This is a genomic window from Sphingomonas ginsenosidivorax (genome assembly GCF_007995065.1).
GTDB lineage: Bacteria > Pseudomonadota > Alphaproteobacteria > Sphingomonadales > Sphingomonadaceae > Sphingomonas > Sphingomonas ginsenosidivorax.
In genome coordinates this window covers 1305650-1323334 of sequence record NZ_VOQR01000001.1, presented here as the reverse complement: position 1 = coordinate 1323334, position 17685 = coordinate 1305650, and the positions used below count along the sequence as shown (strand labels likewise).

General features: G+C 68.4%; 16 protein-coding genes. 7 read left to right on the top strand and 9 right to left on the bottom strand.

What is annotated here, in order from left to right:
- Positions 1–182: 182 nt before the first annotated feature.
- Positions 183–2006: an aspartate--tRNA ligase gene (gene aspS / locus FSB78_RS05885; protein WP_147080797.1), complete on the bottom strand. Its 1824-nt coding sequence runs from the start codon at positions 2004–2006 to the stop codon at positions 183–185.
- Positions 2007–2189: 183 nt separating this feature from the next.
- Here aspS and rnd point away from each other — a divergent pair, with 183 nt between their 5' ends.
- Together rnd and FSB78_RS05875 are read left to right on the top strand one after the other, a co-directional pair.
- The gene (gene rnd / locus FSB78_RS05880; RefSeq protein ID WP_147080795.1) at positions 2190–3365 is read left to right on the top strand and encodes a ribonuclease D; all 1176 of its coding nucleotides are present in this window, start codon (positions 2190–2192) and stop codon (positions 3363–3365) included.
- The gene (locus tag FSB78_RS05875; RefSeq protein WP_147080793.1) at positions 3362–3640 is read left to right on the top strand and encodes an I78 family peptidase inhibitor; all 279 of its coding nucleotides are present in this window, start codon (positions 3362–3364) and stop codon (positions 3638–3640) included. Before rnd ends, FSB78_RS05875 begins: the two co-directional genes overlap by 4 nt.
- Positions 3641–3681: 41 nt before the next feature.
- On the opposite strand, the gene FSB78_RS05870 is transcribed toward FSB78_RS05875, so the two are convergent.
- The 4 genes from FSB78_RS05870 to FSB78_RS05855 are packed head-to-tail and all read right to left on the bottom strand — an operon-like array spanning position 3682 to position 9237.
- Positions 3682–5193, bottom strand: a complete 1512-nt coding sequence (locus tag FSB78_RS05870; RefSeq protein WP_242008062.1) for a Ppx/GppA family phosphatase — start codon at positions 5191–5193, stop codon at positions 3682–3684.
- The gene (locus FSB78_RS05865) at positions 5190–7355 is read right to left on the bottom strand and encodes an RNA degradosome polyphosphate kinase (RefSeq protein WP_147080792.1); all 2166 of its coding nucleotides are present in this window, start codon (positions 7353–7355) and stop codon (positions 5190–5192) included. Before FSB78_RS05865 ends, FSB78_RS05870 begins: the two co-directional genes overlap by 4 nt.
- Entirely contained in the window at positions 7352–7990 is a 639-nt protein-coding gene (locus FSB78_RS05860) for a P-loop NTPase family protein (protein ID WP_147080790.1), read from the bottom strand. Before FSB78_RS05860 ends, FSB78_RS05865 begins: the two co-directional genes overlap by 4 nt.
- Positions 7987–9237, bottom strand: coding sequence for a heavy-metal-associated domain-containing protein (locus FSB78_RS05855; protein ID WP_147080788.1), 1251 nt, complete (start codon positions 9235–9237; stop codon positions 7987–7989). Before FSB78_RS05855 ends, FSB78_RS05860 begins: the two co-directional genes overlap by 4 nt.
- Before the next feature lie 58 nt (positions 9238–9295).
- On the opposite strand from FSB78_RS05855, the gene purM reads away from it, so the two are divergent.
- From purM to FSB78_RS05835, 4 genes are read left to right on the top strand one after another with little or no spacing between them, the layout of a single operon-like run.
- Positions 9296–10390, top strand: coding sequence for a phosphoribosylformylglycinamidine cyclo-ligase (gene purM, locus FSB78_RS05850; protein WP_147080786.1), 1095 nt, complete (start codon positions 9296–9298; stop codon positions 10388–10390).
- Complete coding sequence (gene purN, locus FSB78_RS05845; RefSeq protein ID WP_147080784.1) at positions 10383–10952, top strand: phosphoribosylglycinamide formyltransferase; 570 nt, start codon at positions 10383–10385, stop codon at positions 10950–10952. Before purM ends, purN begins: the two co-directional genes overlap by 8 nt.
- Positions 10949–11326 carry an MmcQ/YjbR family DNA-binding protein gene (locus FSB78_RS05840; RefSeq protein ID WP_147080782.1) on the top strand — a complete coding sequence of 126 codons (378 nt, stop codon included), beginning with the start codon at positions 10949–10951 and terminating at the stop codon, positions 11324–11326. Before purN ends, FSB78_RS05840 begins: the two co-directional genes overlap by 4 nt.
- Entirely contained in the window at positions 11323–11919 is a 597-nt protein-coding gene (locus FSB78_RS05835) for a hypothetical protein (protein ID WP_147080780.1), read from the top strand. The genes FSB78_RS05840 and FSB78_RS05835 overlap by 4 nt, the downstream gene beginning before the upstream one ends.
- Positions 11920–12023: 104 nt before the next feature.
- Here the strand turns inward: FSB78_RS05835 and FSB78_RS05830 are convergent, their stop codons facing one another.
- From FSB78_RS05830 to FSB78_RS05815, 4 genes are all read right to left on the bottom strand, one after another.
- Positions 12024–12542 (bottom strand): GNAT family N-acetyltransferase, encoded by a 519-nt coding sequence (locus FSB78_RS05830; protein ID WP_147080778.1) that lies wholly within the window; start codon positions 12540–12542, stop codon positions 12024–12026.
- Positions 12542–12964 (bottom strand): nucleoside-diphosphate kinase, encoded by a 423-nt coding sequence (gene ndk, locus FSB78_RS05825; RefSeq protein ID WP_147084043.1) that lies wholly within the window; start codon positions 12962–12964, stop codon positions 12542–12544. The genes FSB78_RS05830 and ndk overlap by 1 nt, the downstream gene beginning before the upstream one ends.
- Positions 12965–13178: 214 nt before the next feature.
- Entirely contained in the window at positions 13179–13619 is a 441-nt protein-coding gene (locus FSB78_RS05820; RefSeq protein WP_147080776.1) for a DNA polymerase III subunit chi, read from the bottom strand.
- A gap of 104 nt (positions 13620–13723) precedes the next feature.
- A complete protein-coding gene (locus FSB78_RS05815) occupies positions 13724–15196 on the bottom strand; it encodes a leucyl aminopeptidase (protein ID WP_147080774.1) in 1473 nt (490 codons plus the stop codon).
- Between the two features lie 191 nt (positions 15197–15387).
- Between FSB78_RS05815 and FSB78_RS05810 the strand changes: the two genes are divergently transcribed.
- The gene (locus FSB78_RS05810; protein WP_199743247.1) at positions 15388–17628 is read left to right on the top strand and encodes an LPS-assembly protein LptD; all 2241 of its coding nucleotides are present in this window, start codon (positions 15388–15390) and stop codon (positions 17626–17628) included.
- The last annotated feature ends 57 nt before the right edge of the window (positions 17629–17685 follow it).

The following is a 17685-nucleotide window of genomic DNA, read 5'->3' as shown; positions in this document are numbered from 1 at the left end:
GGGATGTGATGGCGTGGTTAACGGCCGGGGGCAAGCGTGGTGCGTTCGCCTTCCCGCGCGACCGCCGCCCACCCCCACCCGTCATCCCAGCGCAGGCTGGGATCTCCCGTTCGGGCCACAGCACTCGACAACGGGAAGACCCCAGCCTGCGCTGGGGTGACGGAGTCCGGGGTGTCGCCGGGTCAGCCCGCGTTGGGGGCGACGACCTTCGGCGTGTCCTTCGGGCCGTCGACCGTTACCTTAATATTTAGCTCCTTGAGCTGCTTCGCGCTCGCATAGTTGGGCGCGCCCATCATCAGGTCCTCGGCCTTCTGGTTCATCGGGAACAGCACGACCTCGCGGATATTGGGTTCGCCCGCGAGCAGCATGACCATCCGGTCGATGCCGGGTGCCGAGCCGCCGTGCGGCGGCGCGCCGAGCTTGAACGCGTTGATCATGCCGGCGAAGTTCTCGTCGACATCGGCCTGGCTGTAGCCGGCGATCTCGAACGCCTTGTACATGATCTCGGGCTGATGGTTGCGGATCGCACCCGAGCTGAGTTCGACGCCGTTGCAGACGATGTCGTACTGGTAGGCGAGGATGTCCAAGGGATCCTTGGTCTGCAGTGCCTCCATCTCGCCCTGCGGCATGCTGAAGGGGTTGTGGCTGAAATCGACCTTCTTGGCATCCTCGTCATATTCGAACATCGGGAAGTCGACGATCCAGCAGAATTCGAAGCGGTTCTCGTCGATCAGGCCGAGGTCGGCGCCGATCCGCGAGCGCGCGGCACCCGCGAGCTTGGCGGCGGCGAGTTCCTTGCCGGCGGCGAAGAAGATACCGTCGTTGGGGCCAAGGCCCATCTCGGCGATCAGCTTCCGCGTCGCGTCCTCGCCGTGGTTCTTGGCGATCGGGCCGCCGAGCTCGCCGTTCTTTTGCGTGATGTAGCCGAGGCCCGCATGCCCTTCGGCACGCGCCCAGTCGTTCATGTCGGTGAAGAACTTCCGGCTCTTGTCCGCGGTGTTCGGGGCGGGGATCGCGCGCACCACGTCACCGCCGGCGACGATGCTCGCGAACAGGCCGAAGCCCGAATCGACGAAGTGGTGGCCGACGTCGTGGATCAGGATCGGGTTGCGCAGGTCCGGCTTGTCGCTGCCGTATTTCAGCATCGATTCGCGGTAGGGGATGCGCTTGAACGGGAGGGCCGAGACCTGGCGCCCCTTCCCCTGCCAGTCGGCGAATTCCTCGAACACGCCGTGGAGCACGGGCTCGATCGCGGCGAAGACGTCGTCCTGCGTGACGAAGCTCATCTCGAAGTCGAGCTGGTAGAATTCGCCCGGGCTACGATCGGCGCGCGCGTCCTCGTCGCGGAAGCAGGGCGCGATCTGGAAATAGCGGTCGAAGCCCGCGACCATCAGTAGCTGCTTGAACATCTGCGGCGCCTGCGGGAGCGCGTAGAACTTGCCGGGATGGACGCGGCTGGGGACCAGATAGTCGCGCGCGCCCTCGGGGCTCGACGCGGTCAGGATCGGGGTCTGGAATTCGGTGAAACCCTGCCCGTTCATGCGGTTGCGCAGCGAGGTGATGACCTGGCTGCGGAGCATGATGTTGGCATGGAGCCGCTCGCGACGCAGGTCGAGGAAGCGGTAGCGCAGGCGGATGTCCTCGGGGTATTCGGCATCGCCGGCGACGGGCATCGGCAGTTCCTGCGCGACCGACTGGACGGTGGCGCTGGTTGCGCGGATCTCGATCGCGCCGGTCGCGAGGTTCGGGTTCACGGCTTCTGCCGAACGCGCGGTGACCTTGCCGGTGATCGTCACGACCGACTCGTTCTTCAACTTCTCGATCACGTCGAACACGGGACCCGAGACGTCGGTGACGATCTGCGTGATGCCGTAATGGTCGCGCAGGTCGATGAAGACCAGGTCGCCATGATCGCGCTTCTTGTGGACCCAGCCGGAGACGCGGACTTCCTCGCCGACATTCTCGGGGCGGAGTGCGGCGCAGGTGTGGGTGCGATAGGCGTGCATGGTTCTTCTCTCATGCGTCATCCCGGCGAAGGCTGGGATCTCGTGCGGCAAGGGCGCGCCCTGCGACGGGAGATCCCAGCCTGCGCTGGGATGACGGGAATTGGATGGCTCGCGCTTCCCTTTACCGCCTGCCTTTGTCAACCGGCCTTTGTCATCAGTGGGGACCCTCGCTATGGACGAACCATGCATATCCATGACCTGATTTCCGACAGCGCCTCGCTCGCCAATCTCTGCACCCGCCTCGCGCAAGCCGACTATGTCTGCGTCGACACCGAGTTCATGCGCGAGAGCACCTATTACCCCGAGCTCTGCCTGATCCAGATCGCCGACGACAAGGAAGCCGCGGCGATCGATCCGATGGCGCCGGGGATCGACCTCAAGCCACTGCTCGACCTGCTGACCGAGAACGAGGACGTGCTGAAGGTCGTCCATGCCGGCGGGCAGGATATCGAGATCATCTACAACCTCACCGGCAAGACCCCCTACCCGCTGTTCGACACGCAGGTCGCGGCGATGGCGCTCGGGCAAGGCGAGCAGATCGGCTATTCGAACCTGGTCGACAGCTGGCTGGGGATCGCGGTCGACAAGGGCGCGCGGTTCACCGACTGGGCGCGCCGCCCGCTTGACGAGCGGCAGATCGAATATGCGATCGGCGACGTCACCCATCTGTCGCGGATCTTTCCCAAGATGCTCGACCGGCTGCGGACGACGGGGCGCGGTGCATGGCTGAACCAGGAAATGGAGCGGCTCGCGGACCCCGCCAACTACGCCAACGATCCGGACCTTGCGTGGAAGCGCGTGCGGATATCCGGCCGCAAACCCGAGGTGCTGGGGCGGCTGAAGGCGCTGGCGCGGTGGCGTGAACTGGAGGCGCAGGGCAAGGACCTGCCGCGCGGGCGGATCGTCAAGGACGAGACGCTGGGCGACATGGCAGGCCATCCGCCCAAGAAGCAGTCGGACCTGGCGCGGGTCCGCGGGCTGTCGGCGAGCTGGGCGGGCAACGACATCGGCGCGCGGCTGATCGCGGCGCTGGAGCGGGCGGAGCCGATGGGCGCGGACGAACTGCCGGCGCGCGACGACCGCAAGCCCGGGCTCGGCAAGGAAGGCTCGCTGGTCGCCGACCTGCTGAAACTGCTGCTGAAGATCCGGTCGCGCGACATCGACGTGGCGGCGAAGCTGCTGGCGCGGACCGAGGAGCTCGAGGCGCTCGCCGCGGGGGTGCGGACCGGGTTGCCGATGCTCGAGGGCTGGCGCTTCGACCAGTTCGGTCGCGATGCGCTCGACCTGGTCGAGGGGCGCCTCGCCTTCGCGGTGATCGACGGGCGCCTCAAGATGACCCGGACGGAGGCGGTGGTATGAAGGCGCTGGTGGTGGCTGCGGTCCTGGTGGCAGGATGCACGCCGGTCGAGATGCGCGGGCCTTCGGAGCCGAAGATCTGCAATGCCGCGTCGCTCGGCGACCTGGTCGGCAAGCGCGCGAGCGACGCGCGGGGCGATGTGCTGCTGGCGCGGTCGGGGGCCGCGACGCTGCGCTGGCTCGCGCCGGGTACGATCACGACGAAGGAGTTCCTGCAGGAGCGGCTGAACGTCCATACCGACGACAAGGGGCGGATCATCCGCCTTACCTGCGGGTAGTGTTCCTCCGGTAACGTCGTCAGGATGACGGGAGGCACGGGTCAGGCGATAACCAGCGCCGCCTTGCGGCCCAGTGCGGCCGCCAGCGCGGCGTGGCGGCGTTCGACGGCTTCGCCGTACAGGCCCTTGTCGTCCTTGCCGAGATGCAGCGCGAGCGTGGCGCCGTCGTCGACCAGCCGCGAGCGCTGCAAGGGGCCTGCGAGGCCGCCGCTCATCCGTTGTCCGAGCCGCATCGCGAGACCCCAGGCGGTCGCCTGGCGGATGTCGGCGACGGCGATCAGCCGCCCGACCGGATCGGCGGCGGACTGGCCCCCGCCAAGGCTCGTGTAGAGCGCCTGCGCGAGCAGCGCGCGGCCGGTGGCGTCGATCGCGACCCAATTGCCGTGCAGCGCGATCTCGACGCCGCGTTCCGCGCGGAATTCGGGGTTGGCGCGCCAGCCGACATCGGCCAGCAGGCAGGCGGTGTGGCGGATCCGCGCGGCGGCGGCACTTTCGCCGGCGAAGAGCGGCGCGATCCAGGCGTCGAGCAGGTCGCCATGTTCGGGAAAGCGGCCGAGCAGCCGCCCTTCCTCGCGCGCCGCGACGATCAGCGGGTCGAGCTTCCGCGTCGCCGGGTCGAGATCCTCGTACAGCAGCCCCTCGCGCAGGCCGTAGGACGAGACGATCGTCGTCCGGCTGCCGAGCTGCCGGATCAGCACGCCGAGCAGAGCGGCGGCATCCGCTAGCGTGCCGGAGCGCCCCGACGACAGCCCGGGCACGCCGCGCATCCGCGGCTTCGACAATTGCGGAATGGTGCGGCTGAGGCGGACGATCTTGGCGGGCGACAGCGCATATTGGTGGATGATCGGCAGCGGATAATCCGACAGACGCATGTCGAGCCGCGACAGCGCGCGCCACGATCCGCCGACCAGATACAGCGGCAGCCCCTGCCCCCTGCCCGCCCAGCCGGCCTCGCGGATCAGCTTGGCGACGTGGCGTTCGAGCACCTTGCCACGCTTGGCGCGGATCGGTCCGATCCGCAGCACGCCGAGCGGAAAGGACACGCGGTCCTCGATCCGGCCGGCGCGGATGCGGACGAGTTCGAGGCTGCCGCCGCCGAGATCGCCGACGATGCCGTCCGCCTGCGGGATCGCCGAGAGCACGCCATAGCCCGCCGCACCGGCCTCCTGTTCGCCCGACAGCGTCTCGACCGTCAGCCCGAGCGCGGTCGCGGCGTCTATGAGCTCCTGGCCGTTGGCGGCATCGCGGACCGCGGCGGTGGCGACGGTGCGCAGGCTGGTCACTTCCATCTCGCGCGCGACCGCGGCGAAGCGGGCAAGCGCGGTGCGCGCGGTCTTCAGCGCGGACTTCTCGATCGCTCCCGTCGCCGCCAGGCCGCGACCGAGGCCCGCCATCACCTTTTCGTTAAAGCGGATCGCCGGGAGCCTCGGCGGTCCCTGGTAGACGACCAGGCGGATCGAGTTCGATCCGATGTCGATGATCCCGGTGCGGGGATGATCGTCGGTCTCGACGGTCGCCACGGGCTTGCCGAACAGGCGCGCGGTGACGCTCACCGTTTGCGACGCAGCGACAGCGTCGGCACGCTCGCGCTGGTCGCGAGCGATGCGCCACGGCCCGACAGAGACGGATTGGTCATGAAATACCGATGCAGGTTGAACGGGCGGTCGCCGGGGTCCACGCGCGTATAGGCGCCGTCGGGCCCGCATTCCCAGCTCTGTTCGTTGTCGATGAGGTTGGCGACCATGACCTGATCGAGGATCTGGTCGTGGACGGTCGGGTTGAGGATCGGCAGCATATACTCGACGCGGCGATCGAAGTTGCGCGGCATCCAATCGGCCGACGAGATGAACAGCTTGGCGCCGTCATTGGGCAGCGCCTTGCCGTTGCCGAACGCCCAGATCCGGCTGTGCTCCAGGAACCGGCCGATCACCGACTTCACGCGGATATTGTCCGAGAGGCCGGAAACGCCGGGGCGCAGGCAGCAGATGCCGCGTATGACGAGCTCGACCTCGACCCCGGCGCCGCTCGCCTCGTAAAGCTTCTCGATGATCGCGGGATCGACCAGCGAGTTCATCTTCGCCCAAACGCCGGCGGGATTGCCGGCACGCGCGTTCGCGATCTCGGCATCGATCAGGTTGACCAGGTTGGGTCGGAGGTCGCGCGGGCTGAGGCTCATCTTCGCCATCGCGACGGGTTCGACATAGCCGGTGATGTAGTTGAACATCTGCGCGGCATCACGCCCCACCGCAGCATCCGCGGTGAAGAAGCTGAGATCGGTGTAAATTTTAGCCGTGACCGGGTGATAATTGCCGGTGCCGAAGTGGCAATAGGTGCGGAACGCGGACCCCTCGCGGCGGACGACCAGCGACACCTTCGCGTGCGTCTTCCAGTCGATGAAGCCGTAGACGACCTGGACGCCCGCGCGTTCCAGCGCGGAGGCCCAGACCATGTTCTGTTCCTCGTCGAACCGCGCCTTCAGCTCGACGACGGCGGTGACCGACTTGCCGGCTTCCGCGGCAGCGATCAGCGCGTTGATGACCGCGGGCTGCTTGCCGGCGCGGTAGAGCGTCTGCTTGATCGCGACGACGTCGGGGTCGTTGGCAGCCTGTTTGAGGAAGGCGAGCACGACGTCGAACGTCTCGTACGGGTGGTGGACGACGATGTCCTTCGACTTGATTGCCGCGAAGCAATCGCCGCCGAACTCGCGGATGCGTTCGGGGAAGCGCGGCGTGAAGGGCGGGAATTTGAGGTCGGGGCGATCCTCGTCGAACAGCCCGTCGAGGTCGACGATGCCGAGCAGATTGCCGCTCTCGGTGATGATCGCGTCGGCGCCGCCGAGTTCGTCCTTGAGCACCGCTGCCAGCGCATCGGGGATGCCGGTTTCGAGTTCGAGGCGGATCACGCGGCCGCGGCGGCGGCGCTTGATGGCGTTGGCGAAATAGCGGACGAGATCCTCCGCCTCTTCCTCGATCTCCATGTCGCTGTCGCGCAGGACGCGGAAGCTGGCGGCGGCGAGCACGTCGTAGCCGGGGAAGATCACCGGCGCGAACCGCTTGAGGATCGTCTCGATCGCGATGTAGCGCGCGGGCTCGCCGGGCAGGCGGACGAACCGCGTCGCGGTCGCCGGGATCATGATGAGCTCGCGGATCGGCTCGCCGTCCGAGCGACGGACGAGGTCGAAGATCACCGACAGCCCGCCGTTCATGATGAACGGGAACGGATGCGCGGGGTCGAGCGCCTGCGGGGTGAGGATCGGGAAGATCTGGTCGCGGAAATGCGTTTCGAGCCAGGCATCGGCCTCGTCGTCGATCGCGTCGCGGCGCAGCACGAACAATCCCGCGTCGTCGAGCAGCACGCGCAGATCGCCCCACACAGCCTGCTGGCTCGCCATCAGCGCGTCCGCCTCGACGATGATCGCGCTCAATTGCTGCCCGGCGGTGAGACCGTCGGCGGAGCGGCGATCGACGTCCTGCGTCTGCTGCCCCTTCAGGCCGGCGACGCGGACCATGAAGAACTCGTCGAGATTGGAGCCCGAGATCGACAGGAAGCGAAGCCGTTCGAGCAGCGGATGCGCAGGGTTGCACGCTTCCTCCAGCACGCGGCGGTTGAAGCCCAGCCACGACAGCTCGCGGTTGAAATAGCGGTCGTTGGGCGCTGAGGCGGTCGGCGCGTCGTCGTCTTCGGCGATGCGGACGATATGGGCTGGGCGGTTCATACGTCCTCGCGCGTAACGGGGGTTTGTTGCGGTTTCGCGATCAGTCCGGCATCCGCGAGCGTGGTTCGCGCCAGCGGGATCGACAGGCGCTTCCGGGTTTCCATCACCTCCTGGTCGAGCGCATCGATCGTCCGTTCAACGGCTACATGGCTGCGTTCGATCCGTGCGACCAGCCAGTCGACCAGGTCCGGCCGCGCATCCAGGCTGCGGCGATGGAAGAGATGATCCAGCAGCAGCCGCATGAGTTCGTCGTCGGGCGCGCCGATCGCAGCGATCGGGCTGGCCGCGAGGCGCGAGCGGAGGTCGGGCAGCTTGACCTTCCATTCGGGTGGCGCGGCGTCGGCGACGATCAGCAGCGGGCGACGCGTTTCCTGCGCGCGGTTCCAGGCATGGAACAGCTGCGTCTCGGGCACGCGCTCGGCATCGTCGATGATCGTGCCGCCACTCTTGGCCGCGAAGATCCGCGCGAGCAGGCTGCGTCCCGACTTGCGCGGCCCCGTCAGGACCGCGGTCATCACCGGCCAGGTCGCCCAATGCTCCAGCGTGTGCGCCGCGCGGGCGTTGCTGTCGGTGACCAGGAAGGCGTCGTCGCGGGGATCGGCGGGCCATCCCAGCGGAAGCGCGATCTGACTCATCCTGCGGTCGCGGTGTCCGCGGGAAGGTCCGGCGGCAGCAGTTGCGACACGCGCCGGATCCGCAGCGTCTGCCCCGACCCGAACACTTGGTAGCCGCGCACCTCGAGCGCAGTCTTGAGCGCCTCCGGATCGCCGTCATAGGTGACGCGCATCAGCGACACGCCGCCGAGCGCCAGGCTGGTCGTGGAGGCCGAACGCACGCCGGGGATGCCGCGCAGCGCCGCTTCGGTCGCGGAGATCACCGAGGCTTGCGGCGTGTCGAACTGGACGATGATCGGGATCCCCGCCCCGCTCGCGGCAGCCGCGGCGGCATCGTCGACGACGAGGCCGTCGTCGGGCAAGGTGTCGTCGATCGCGGCTTCGGGCGGCGGCGGCGGCGACAGGCTGGGGTCGACGCGCAACTCGCCGCTGCGCAGCGCACGCTGATACAGGTCGTCGATCCGCTTGACCCCGGTGTCGAGCAGCTGCGGCAGGCCATCGGCATTGCCGACGCGCAGCGTGAAGCGGCCGATCAGGTCGTTGTCGGGGCCGTGCCGCGCCTCGAACACGCCGATGATCGGCCCGCCCGGCCATTGGCGATAGAGCTTCACGACCGGGATCAGCACGTCGTTCGCGCCGTACTGGTCGATGATCGTGCGCCACCAGCCGCGGCCGGGACGCTGGATCTGGCCGATGTTGAGCAGCAGCGCGTCGGGGCCGCTGCCGGCGGGACGGACATAGTCGACGCTCGAATTGCCGGTGCGGAAGCGCGCCCAGGCCTGTTGCCAGGCGGTCGGCTGTTCGAACGCGCGGCCGACCCCGCCCGACCATTCGACCGGGATCACCAGCATCGGCGGCGATCGGTCGGCATAGGAGGAGATGCCGAGGATCGACCCGGCGCGCGCGCGATTGAACAGCACGCCGAGCTTCGCGATGTAGCGATCGGGCCCGATCTGTTCGTTCTCGACGACGATCCCCGATACGATCGAATCGAGCGTGCCGTCGGAGACGAGGCCCCCGCCGCCGCCGAGCCGCTTCGAGAGCTGGACCCAGGCTTTCCGCTGCGCGAGCCGCCAGCCGCCGAGCCGTGCGGCGTCGGCGGACTTGCCCGCGACGTCGACGGCGACGCCGCTGACTTCATAGGCGCTGCCGCTGTCGACCGGCGCAGTCCCGGCGGTACCGCCCTCGATCTGCGCCACGACGGCGCCGCCGCCGAGCAACAACAGGGCGCCGGCGAGCGCGGCGGGAAGCGGGCGAATACGGGTCACGCGGGCCTTTTGGCGAAGCAGGCGTGGAAATCCAAGCGGGATATGGCTAGCAGGCCGCATGACCGACAGCGACAAGCCCTACACCTACGCCCAAGCCGGCGTTTCGATCGCAGCGGGCAATGCCCTTGTCCGCGCGATCGCCCCCCTCGCTCGCGCCACGCGGAGGCCAGGAGCCGACGCCGATCTCGGCGGGTTCGGCGGCATGTTCGACCTGAAGGCAGCAGGGTTCGTCGATCCGTTGCTGGTCGCCGCGAACGACGGCGTGGGCACCAAGCTGAAGCTCGCGATCGAGTGGGACCGGCACGAAGGCGTCGGCGTCGACCTGGTCGCGATGTGCGTCAACGACCTGATCGTCCAGGGCGCCGAGCCGCTCTTCTTCCTCGATTATTATGCGAGCGGGAAACTGGACGCGGCGATCGCCGAGCGCGTCGTCGCCTCGATCGCGGAGGGGTGCAAGCAGGCCGGCTGCGCGCTGATCGGCGGCGAGACCGCCGAGATGCCGGGCATGTATGCCGATGGCGACTACGACCTGGCGGGCTTCTGCGTCGGCGCGGTCGAGCGCGAGAACGTGCTGACGGGCGGCGAGATCGCAGCAGGCGACGTGATGCTCGGGCTCGCCTCGTCGGGTGTGCATTCGAACGGCTTCTCGCTGGTCCGGCGGCTGGCGGCGGATCGCGGGTGGAAGCTCGATCGCCCTGCCCTGTTCGACCAGGACCGGTTGCTGATCGATCACCTGATGGCGCCGACGCGGATCTACGTGGCGAGCCTGTTGCCGCTGCTGCGCGCGCGCCGGATCAAGGGGCTGGCGCATATCACCGGCGGCGGCCTGCTCGAGAATATCCCGCGCGTGCTGCCGGGCGGGGTCCATGCCGTCGTCGATGCCGATGCCTGGGCACAGCCGCGGCTGATGGCGTTTCTGCAGGCGCAGGGGCAGATCGAGCCCGAGGAAATGGCGCGGACCTTCAACTGCGGGATCGGCATGGTCGCGATCGTCGCGGCGGACGAGGCGGCGGCGATCACCGCCGAGCTCGAAGCCGCAGGCGAGACGGTGTTCGCGATCGGCCATATCGACGAAGGCACGCATGGCTGCACCGTGAAGGGCACGATGGAGACCTGGAGCGCGCGGGCGGACTGGTCCGCCACGCATGAATAAGACCAGGGTCGGCGTCCTGATCTCGGGCCGCGGTTCGAACATGATGGCGCTGGTCGCGGCGTCGCGTGCGCCCGACTGCCCCTATGAGATCGTCGTGGTGGCATCTGACAAGCCATCCGCGGCGGGTCTGGCCTGGGCGCTGTCGGAGGGCATCCCGACCTTCGCATTGAGCCCAAAGGGCATCGACAAGCCGATCTACGAGGCGGCGATGGATGCCGCGCTGCGCGAGGCAGGCGCGGAGGTGATCGCGCTGGCGGGGTACATGCGCCTGCTGACCGACTGGTTCGTGAGCGCCTGGCGCGACCGGATCGTCAACATCCATCCCTCGCTGCTCCCCCAATACAAGGGCCTCGACACGCACGCGCGCGCGATCGACGCGGGCGATGCGGTGGCAGGGTGTTCGGTGCACGTCGTGACCGAGGAGCTCGACGGCGGCGCGGTGCTGGGACAGGCGGAGGTGCCGATCCTCGAGGGCGACGATGCCGACGCACTTGCGGAACGCGTGCTGGCGGCCGAGCATTCCCTGTATCCCCGAATACTCGCGGAGTTCGTGACCCGATGACCCTATCCCCGCTCGCCCAGTCCCCACTGGACCACGTCCGCGAGGTCGCTCTCCTGCTCCCCGAAGCGGAGGAAAGGGAATCGCACGGCCAGCCGAGCTTCTTCGTGGCGGGTACGCAGTTCGCGCAGTTCCGCGAGGATCATCACGGCGACGCGATGACTGTCGTGTGCGTCAAGACCGGGGATGCCGACGAGCAGGCGATGATGATCGAGGCGAACCCGGCGGTCTATTCGCGCCCCTCCTATCTGGGTGCCTCGGGCTGGGTCGCGATCGACCTCGCCGGCGACGTCGACTGGGCGCTGGTCGAGGACCGGATCGCGCGAAGCTGGGAACTGGCGGCGCCGCGGCGGCTGCTCGAGGCCGGCGGGCGATGAGCGAGACGCCTGCCGAACGCAAGGAAGCCGCCGCGACCCGGCGCCGCTGGGTCTCGCTCGCCGAGGTGCTTGGCGTCACCGGCGCACTGATCGCCGCGCTGACCCTGTGGATCAACTGGTCGGATCGCCGCGCCGATCAGGCGGACAAGGCGCAGGCCCGCGCGTCCGAACAGCGGGCGGAAAGCCGCGTCGCGTTGTCCGCCGAGGTGCAGGACGGCGGCAAGGCGCTGTTGCTCAAGGATTCGCGGCACGAGATTCAGGACGTCGCGATCGCCTTTCCCAAGGCGCTCGGCATCTCCGCACAGCATCCGCCCGCGGATCCGCTGATCGCGGTGTCGGCGTTCGAGACCGTGCTGCTCAAGCTGACCGACGGCGGCGCGGACGAGCGGACCGGGCGGCTGCCCGTGCTGCTGACGATCAGCTATCTCGATGGCGAGACGACCCGGACGACGAGCGGGATCTATGATCTGCTGTGGAAGACCGAGGGCCGGATGCTGCGCGGACGCGACCTGCGGCTGACGGGAATGAAGGTGCGGCAGGTTCGGGGCACGCAGGCGCAACTGGACGCGGTCTGGGCACGGGCCAAGCCGTGATCATCACCCCGGACTTGGTCCGGGGTCCATCGTGCCGCGTACCCACTGGCCGGAGAGTTTGCGGAAGCATGGATGCCGGAACAAGTCCGGCATGACGGACGGGATCAGACGTCCCGCGCGTAGACCGGATCCGTGTACGTCGCTGTCCCCACCGTGAACCGGCGCTCGCCGATCCGCGTGAACCCCAGGCGTTCGTAGAACGCGTGCGCGCGGTAGTTATGCTCGTAGACGCCGAGCAGCACCCGTCCGTGCCCAGCCGCTGCCGCATCCTCGAACGCGCGCGTCATCAGCGCCTTGCCCAGTCCGGTGCCCTGCATCTGCGCGAGGATATAGATCCGCCGCAGCTCGACGTCGGTCAGGCGGGTGTCGATGGGAAAATCGGGGGCGGTCAACACAGCGTAGCCGATCGGCGCATGGCCGGGCGCGTGCTCCGCGATCGTCACGATCGTCGACCGATCGGTCGTCCAGCGTGTGAACAGCTCCACGCTCGTGTTATTGAGGCAGTGCGCGACGATGTCGGCACCGGCCAGTTCGGTCGCATAGGTTTCGAGGAAGGTGGCGGATGCGACCAGCGCCAGTGCGGACGCGTCGTCCGGGCCAGCGCGGCGCACCCGCCAGCGCATCAGCCGACGATTTCTTCGGGCTTGAAGAAATAGGCGATCTCGATTGCGGCGTTCTCGTCCGAATCCGACCCGTGCACGGTGTTCGCCTCGATCGATTCGGCGAGCTCCTTGCGGATCGTGCCGGGCTCGGCGTTCGCCGGGTTGGTGGCGCCCATGATGTCGCGGTTGCGCTGCATCGCGTTCTCGCCTTCGAGAACCTGGACGACGACCGGGCCCGAGATCATGAACGAGACGAGCTCGCCGAAGAACGGACGCTCCTTGTGGACCGCATAGAAGCCCTCGGCCTGATCGCGTGTCATCTGGATGCGCTTCGATGCGACGACGCGGAGGCCAGCCTCCTCGAGCATCTTGGTGACGGCGCCGGTGATGTTGCGACGCGTGGCGTCGGGTTTGATGATCGAAAAGGTACGGTTCGCGGCCATGATGGTCACGGGCTCCTGTCTTGATGCTTGGAAAAGTGGCGCCGCCCTAGAGCCGGACCGGTCCGAATGCAACTAGGCGGGCCGGAATCCTCCCCCGCAAGGCGGAGGTGGCGCGCAAAGCGTGACGGAGGGGGCGGACACGGAGCGGGCGTTATCGTTTCCGCCCCCTCCGTCGCCTTCGGCGCCACCTCCCCGTGGCGGGGAGGATGAGGGATCAGGCGGCTTTTTCCCATTTCCCGCTGTCGTCCTGTTTCCAGTAGCGGCGCTCGATGCCGTCGCGGTCGGCGAGCGCCTTCCAGGCGAGGCGCGCCTCGCGGATCGCCTCGTCGTCGAAGAAGTGGAAGGCGCGGTCGAAGCCGAGCGCCTCGTCGCGCCATTGGCCGTCGACGATCGCGACATGCCGCGCGCCGTTGGCGGGGGCGATGTCGGGGGCGATCAGAATCGGCTGGTCCGCATCGGCATCGCCGCCCGCGCGGGCGTGAGGGAGGAAGCTCTCCGGCGTGTAGGTCCAGAGCAGGCGGTCGAGCGCGGTACGCTGGTCGTCGGACGCGCTGACGATGAGCAGGCGGCCGCCGGTGGCGACCACCTTTTCCGCGATCTGCGGGAGGGCGCGGTCGAGCGGGGTTGCGGTGAGGTGGTAGAAGTCGACCTGCATGATACTCCCCTCCCGCTTGCGGGAGGGGTTGGGGGAGGGCTTGCCTGCTCCAACCGGTGCCCTGACAGGCCCTCCCCTAGCCCCTCCCGCAAGCGGGAGGGGAATTACCCCTCGAAATTGTCCGCGACGAACCGGTCGAGCAACCGCACGCCGTAGCCGGTCGCGCCCTTGTCGTGGTTCGGCCCGGCCTTGTCGGCCCAGACCATCCCGGCGATGTCGAGATGCGCCCATTTCACGCCGCTATCGACGAAGCGCTGGATGAACTGCGCCGCGGTGATCGAGCCGGCGCCGCGCGGGCCGACGTTCTTCACGTCGGCGATCGGGCTGTCGATGATCTTGTCATAGGCCGGCGACAGCGGGAAGCGCCACAGCAGGTCGCCGGTCGCGCGGCCGGCGGCGAGCAGCTGGTCGGCGAGCGCGTCGTCGTTGGCGAAGATGCCGCCATGCTCATGCCCCAACGCGACGATCATCGCGCCGGTCAACGTGGCGAGATCGACGATCGTCGCGGGCTTGTAGGTCCGCTGCACCCAGGTCACGCAGTCGCACAGCACCAGCCGCCCCTCGGCGTCGGTGTTGATCACCTCGATGGTCTGGCCGGACATCGATGTCACGACGTCGCCGGGACGCTGGGCGTTGCCGTCGGGCATGTTCTCGACCAGGCCCATGACGCCGATGACGTTGACCTTGGCATTCCGCGCGGCGAGCGCCTTCATCGTGCCGGCGACCGCACCCGCGCCGCCCATGTCCCACTTCATGTCTTCCATGCCCGCGGCGGGCTTGATCGAGATGCCGCCGGTGTCGAAGGTCACGCCCTTGCCCACCAGCGCGAGCAGCGGATCGCCCTCCCCTGCGCCGTTCCACTTGAGCGCGAGGATGCGGGCCTCGCGACGCGAGCCCTGGCTGACGCCGAGCAGCGCGCCCATGCCGAGCTCGGTCATCTGCGCCTCGTCGACGACGACGATCTCGAGACCGAGTCCCTCGACCTCGGCGGCGACCTTCTCGACGAAGCTCTCGGGGTAGAGGATGTTCGGCGGCGTCGCAACCAGCCAGCGAGTCAGGTCCATGCCGCGCGTGACCGCATCCTGCGTTGCCCAGGCGGCGTCGGTGCCCTCGGGCGCGCCCGCGATCGTCACGGTGGCGAGCGTCGGCTTCGCGGTCTCGGCGAGCTTGGTGCGATAGGTGTCGTAGCGCCAGGCGCGCTGCGCGGCGGCGCCGGCGAAGCGGGCGAGCGCCTTGGCGGTCGGCTTGCCCGGCGTGGCGGCGAGGTCGACCGTCACCGCGGTCGCGCCCGAGGTCAGCAGCCTGGCGACGAGCGCGCCGCCGGCCTTCTCCCAGTCCGCCTCGCCACCGGCACCGACGCCGACCAGCAGCACCTGGCGCACCGCGTCGCCCTGCGCGACGAACAGCTCGACGATCGACCCGGCCTCGCCGGTGTAGCGCGCGGCCTTCGCCGCTGCGGTCGCGAGCGTCGCACCGTCAAGCGCGCCCCAGACCGTCCGCGCGAGACCGTCCTTCTCCACCGGGATGGCGACGATCGCCGCATCGGCGGCGGCGGTGGAGACGAAATCGATCTGCATTGGGGGGCCTCGGAAACGGGAGTTGGAACGGGGGGTTGGCCGGCTGCTCTAGGCTCATGCGCGCGCAGTGCAAAGCGTGACGATTGCAGCAGCGGCCCGGTGATGCGATAGGCCGGCTGGAACGTGGCCGCGACGGTGGCCGCGCAAGGCCGCCAAAGGGGTTGCTCCGGACCGTGTTGCGTATCGACCTGATGGCGGGCTGTGCCCTATCGCTCGCACTGCTGGCGGCGGCACCCGCCGCCGCGCAGGACCTGCAGAACCGTGCCGTCGCGCCGCCCGTACAGGACGCGCCGGTGCCGAACGCGCCGCCGCCCGCGATCGGCGACGACCAGGTCCAGTTCAGCGCCTCCGGCCTCGAATACGACACCAACGCCGACGTCGTCACCGCGACCGGCGAAGTCCGCATGTTCCGCCAGGGCGACCGGCTGCGCGCGGACAAGGTCGTGTGGAACCGCAAGACCGGCAAGGTCGTCGCCACCGGCAACATCGCGGTCACCAATCCCGAGGGCGACATCGCCTATGGCGACGAGATCAACCTGACCGATTCGCTGAAGGACGGCGTGATCGACAACATGCTCGTCGTGCTCGAACAGGGCGGGCGGCTGGCGGCGAAGCAGGGCACGCGCGACCTCAACGGCACGGTCGAGCTGCGGACCGCCGCCTATACGCCGTGCGCGGTCTCCAATTCGGCGGGCTGTCCCAAGGAGCCGACCTGGAAGATCACCGCGATCCGGGTGACCTACCGGCCCGAGCGCCAGCGCATCTATTATTCGGGCGCGCGGCTGCACCTGTTCGGGCTGCCGAGCCTGCCGCTGCCCAAATTCTCGAACCCCGTCGGCGGCGGCAGCGACAACGGGCTGTTGTCGCCCAACTTCAACTACAGCCGCGCGAACGGCCTCGAATTCGCGCTGCCCTATTATTTCAAGCTCGCCCCGAACAAGGGGCTGACCATCACGCCGCACGTCTACAGCAGCGTCCTGCCGATGTTGCAGGCGGAATATTCGGCGCTCAGCACGCGCGGAGCATTCAAGATCGGCGCCTATGCGACCGAAAGCCGCCGCAGCGACGACCTGTCGACCGCGACCCTGACCGATACCGAACGCGCGTTCCGCGGCTATATCGACGGCATCGCCCGCTATCAGCTGTCGCCGAACTGGACCGCGAGCGGATCGCTCAGGCTCACCACCGACCGCACCTTCCTGCGCCGCTACGACATCTCGCGCGACGACCGGCTGCGGAGCACCGCCAGCCTCGAGCGGATCGACGACAGCAGCTATTTCGCGCTGACCGGCTGGGTCGTGCAGACGCTGCGCGTCAACGACCAGCAGGGGATGCAGCCGATCGCGCTGCCCGAGCTCGATTACCGCAAGCGCTTCGCCGATCCGCTGCTCGGCGGTACGCTGCAGCTTCAACTCAACACGCTGGCGCTGACGCGGACCGACGGGCAGGATACACAGCGCGCGTTCGCGTCGGCGCAGTGGGACCTGCGCAAGCTGACCCGATGGGGCCAGGAGGTCACCTTCACCGCGCTCGCCCGCGCCGACGCGTACAACACCAACGATACGGCCGCGACGTTGGTCGAAAGCTATCGCGGGCTCGAGGGGTTTCACGGCCGTGCAATCGGCGCGCTGGCGGTCGACGTGAAATGGCCGTTCATCGGCAGCTTCCTCAGCGGCACGCAGCGCTTCACCCCGCGCGTCCAGCTCGTCGCCTCGCCGAAGCTCGCCAACCAGTCGCTGCCGAACGAGGATTCGCGCGCGGTCGACCTCGACACCAGCAACCTGTTCGCGCTCAACCGCTTCGCCGGCTACGACCGGTTCGAGGATTCGTCGCGCGCGACCTATGGCGCGGAATGGGCGGTCGACCTGCCCGGCATCACGCTGGATGCCACCGTCGGCCAGAGCTACCGCCTCGACGCGCGGCCGTCGCTGTTCGCGGATGGCACCGGGCTCAGCGACCGCTTCTCCGACATCGTCGGGCGCACGGAACTGCGGTTCCGCGACTTCGTGTCGCTGACGCACCGCTACCGGCTCGACAAGGACAGTTTCGCGGTGCGCCGCAACGAACTCGACGCGACGATCGGGTCGCGCGCGAGCTATGTCCTGGTCGGCTATCTCCGCCTCAATCGCGACATCTTCCCCGCGATCGAGGATCTGCAGGACCGCGAGGAGCTGCGCGTCGGCGGCCGGGTCCAGTTCGCGCGGTTCTGGTCCGCGTTCGGATCGGCGGTGGTCGACCTGACCAACAAGGCCGAGGATCCGGCGTCGCTTTCCAGCGGGTTCGATCCGATCCGGCACCGCCTCGGCGTCCAGTATGAGGACGACTGCATCCGGCTCGGCGCGACGTGGCGGCGGTATTACAACGACACCGGCGACGCGCGGAAGGGTAACAGCTTCCTGTTGTCGCTGGCCTTGACCAATCTCGGCCGCTAAGCCCGCGTTCAGCTATACTGGGGCAAGCCGCGCCACATACGCGATGATGGGATTTCG